This window comes from Streptococcus sp. GMD4S (assembly GCF_000296955.1).
Genome location: NZ_AJRE01000302.1, coordinates 1 through 908 on the forward strand (window position 1 = coordinate 1; position 908 = coordinate 908).

Genomic DNA, 908 nt, shown 5'->3' on the forward strand with positions numbered 1-908 from the left:
TAACAAATCCTATGGATTGGAGATACCTGGTATTTCTAATAATCTGTATCATTTTTAGTTTGGTTTACTTCTATACTCTCTATCAACTTTTTAAAGAAGTCAATCAAAAATCGCTCATTTAGGAGGTTACTCCCATGAAAAAAGAAGATTTCACCACTCGCTTACTCAAACTATTCTTTCACATACAAGGGCCTTTTGATGAATGCCGTCAAGAGATGATTTACAAGGCAGGTGCCCGTGCCTTGATCCAAATCGTTTACTCCTCTCTCCTACTCTTCCTGTTCTATCTCCTATTTGGACGCTTCATAGAGTTGGTGCGAGATGCCATGCCCTACCTCTATTTTGGACTTATCTTCGTCCTCTCATCTAGGGCGAGACTAGCAGTTCGCGACTTACATTTGGACAAGGATGACCCGTCCGAAATCCATCATAAAAGCTACAGCAAAAGCCAAATCAACCTTCGTAGTTGGGGTGTATTTTTCGGTATTCTAATTGGTTTATTTACTTTGCTATGTTTCCATAAACTCTATGTCCAACAAATTCCTCTTTCTATTTTTTTAGAAAAACTTTTTCAAACAGATATCCTTATCCCTTTACTGGTATTTGGTTTGAGTATTGCTGCTATCTTTGGAACTATGGTTAATGCATTTCTATCACTACAGGAGGAAAAAACTCCTAACAATCGCAATCCTAAGGAGAAAATAAATCAATGACCTCATTATACGATTTCTCAGTCTTGAACCAAGATGATCAAGAAACATCACTTGAAAGCTATCGTGGTAAGATGCTCTTGATTGTCAACACTGCTACCGGATGTGGGTTAACGCCCCAGTACCAGGGACTTCAAGAACTCTATGAACGCTATCAAGATCAGGGCTTTGAAATCCTAGATTTCCCTTGCAATCAGT

2 protein-coding genes are annotated in these 908 nt (G+C 38.8%); both read left to right on the forward strand.

What is annotated here, in order from left to right; translation table 11 throughout:
• The first annotated feature begins 134 nt into the window (after positions 1-134).
• Positions 135-713 carry a DUF3278 domain-containing protein gene (locus GMD4S_RS09495; protein ID WP_000711218.1) on the forward strand — a complete coding sequence of 193 codons (579 nt, stop codon included), beginning with the start codon at positions 135-137 and terminating at the stop codon, positions 711-713.
• Positions 710-908: redoxin domain-containing protein (locus GMD4S_RS09500; protein WP_000203034.1), on the forward strand; the 199-nt coding region annotated here is incomplete at its 3' end. The genes GMD4S_RS09495 and GMD4S_RS09500, both read left to right, overlap by 4 nt.

Excerpts from the sequence above, each read along its gene's own strand:
- GMD4S_RS09495 (WP_000711218.1), top strand. The coding sequence starts at position 135 with ATGAAAAAAGAAGATTTCACCACTCGCTTACTCAAACTATTCTTTCAC.